The following is a 2,723-nucleotide window of genomic DNA, read 5'->3' on the forward strand; positions in this document are numbered from 1 at the left end:
TGCAATTTAAAAGCGTCACGATCAGATAATCGTGGCGCTTTTGTTTTATCAATTTTTTGTAGGCTTTTATCAAATTATATTAATGAAGATCAATTCCCTGCTTCAAAAATGAAGTGGGGGATTTTTTAGAGCGGATGCAATCAGGGGTGAGATAAAAAAACAGGAAAATCAACTATCAAACTATGGCTGCGAACCCATACCGACTGCGAACAATAAGACTGAGTTGATCGGCAGGTTCTGAATAAAAATATTAAGCGGATTTCGCGCTGTGTTTGTGAAGGAAAGCTTGAGTGAACAGCATGAAGAGACTTAAATTACCTACTATTAGCTGATTTGATGCCAGAAGTAGGTAATTGTATATCCAGTCAATCTAATGTTAATTAGGATGACTTTTTTACGCACGCCTTGCCATTTGCATTAGTCATATCAGATTCGCTCTCAATTATGATTACCTTCAAAATGATTTTTCAGACTATCATGTCGGAATGAGTCTAAAGCGCGCCAGCAGATAAAAACATTCACTGATTTTCAATTGGTGACTGCTTTAGATTTAAAGGAATCGTGTCAATTGTCAGTTTTGGGTTTTATTGCTTCAAAATAAGCGTTACACTAGCTTTTGTGTGATTTTTAGAGAAAAGAGAGTGAATGTATCTAATGGATGAAGAAGCGACGAGACCTTCTCACCAACTCAATATGCTTGAGGGTGGCATCTTCGGTAAAATGTGTAAAGTAGCGATTCCAATTGCCTTGATGAGTACTTTGCAGCAATTGTTTAATGCGACTGATATGGCGGTAGCTGGACGCTTTGCCTCAAGTAATGCAATGGCTGCGGTGGGTTCCAATGCGCCAGTGATCAATATCGTGGTGATGTTGTTTACAGGGCTTTCAATCGGCTCAAACGTATTGATTGCCGGTTTGGTCGGAGCAGGCAAGAAAGAGCGAGTCAACGCGGCGATGCATACTGGTTTTGCGGTAGCATTGATCAGTGGTCTCATCATGCTGACGGTCGGCTGTCTGATTGCTAAGCCGATTCTGGGTCTGCTTGATACGCCAGCCAGCATTATGCCATTAGCAGTCAGTTATCTAAAGCTGTACTTTCTCGGCATGCCGTTTTTAATGATTTATGATTTTGGCAATGCTGTCTTAAGAGCGGTTGGTGATACCAAGCGACCTTTATTTTGTTTAATGTTTTCGGGAATGGTCAATGTGGTCTTAAACCTGATCTTGGTAATCGGGTTTCAAATGAGCTCGGATGGAACGGCGATTGCTACGACCATTGCCAATGCAGTCAGCGCGGCTTTGATCTACCGTCTCTTGGTTAAGGAAACCGGCATGCTGCATTTTGATTGGAAAAAGCTGTCGTTAAATCGTACTTATCTAAAACGAATCATCGCAATCGGGGGACCAGCTGGCCTGCAGGGAATGATTTTTTCGGTATCCAATATCGTTATTCAAGCAGCTATTAACCATTTTGGTGCGGCATGCGTGGCGGGAAATTCGGCTGGCTTGAATTTTGAATATATCAGCTACTTCTTTGTTAATGGCTTTGCTCAAGCAACGGTTACCTTTATCAGTCAAAACTATGCAGCACACCAATATCAGCGTTGTCGCAGGATTGCTCGAATCGCGATGGTCAGTGCCATTTTGTTTACGACGGTCGTTTCAACTACTTTTTATCTGTTCCGTTATCCATTGGTTGATGATATCTTCTCGACTAATCCAGCAGTCGTCCATTATGCAATTATTCGCATCACTTTTATTGCGCTGTTAGAACCGTTGACGGCAACTTATGAGATTGCTGGCGGTAGTCTACGTGGAATAGGTCATTCAATGGCACCGGCTGTTATTACGCTGGTTGGCTGCTGTATTTTGCGGGTTGTTTATATTGCCGTCATGCTGCCATATTTCACAAGTTTTACTCAGGTGGCGCTGATCTATCCGGTTACCTGGATCATTACTGGGACGGCAGTGATTCTTTTATATGAAGCAGTGATACGCAAAGCTTACGTGACTAAGACACGACCAATAGTTGCTGATCATAAATTGCAAATGTTGACGCAACATTAGTTAATATGAAATACCGGACAAAGGTAATTGATTTTGTCCGGTATTTTCTATATCTGGATTGATTTCTCTACTAGGTCCAATTGGCTAGCCTTTCCAGATTGATTTTTATTAAGGCGATCCCCTGGGCATTTTTTCACGGTCTGCTTTCTGATTACCCGTGTTTTTTTTGTGTGAAAACAGCCTCAACATTAGATATCATGATCGTTATTGCTCTGAATAGCAGCCTAACCAGATTTCAGAACCAGCTCTATCTTTCGTTAAAGTAGGTTTGATGAAAGACTGAGCCTGGCTATTCTTGAAGTTTCACTGGTTGTTTCAGTTAACCGAAAGGCATTTATAAATTAGCATGTCGCTAGCCGTAACAATTATCCAGGTAATTTTGATTGCGAAAAGAAGTTGAAAAATCGTCAAAAAACTATTGACGATATCCGTTGAAACCTGTATAGTTATATATCGTTGTCATGGCGATGAGCTGATGATGATAATCAGCGAAATCAAATTAGTAGTTGACAGATTGATTTGATTTTGGTAGACTATAAAAGTTGTCGATTGATGAATGACGGTTTGGTTGATAAATTAAATTGAAAAGGTTGTTGACTTATTTCAATTGATATGTTAAACTTAAAAGCGTCATCGAAGTAATCAATTCGATTAAC

The 2,723-nt window shown here is 40.4% G+C and carries 1 protein-coding gene; it reads left to right on the plus strand.

Annotated features, from left to right (window positions below; translation table 11 throughout):
- Positions 1-654: 654 nt before the first annotated feature.
- Positions 655-2,067: an MATE family efflux transporter gene (locus ACLUWI_RS09990; RefSeq protein WP_412147200.1), complete on the plus strand. Its 1,413-nt coding sequence runs from the start codon at positions 655-657 to the stop codon at positions 2,065-2,067.
- Positions 2,068-2,723: the final 656 nt, after the last annotated feature.

Source organism: Limosilactobacillus mucosae (genome assembly GCF_046939755.1).
GTDB classification, from domain to species: domain Bacteria; phylum Bacillota; class Bacilli; order Lactobacillales; family Lactobacillaceae; genus Limosilactobacillus; species Limosilactobacillus mucosae_A.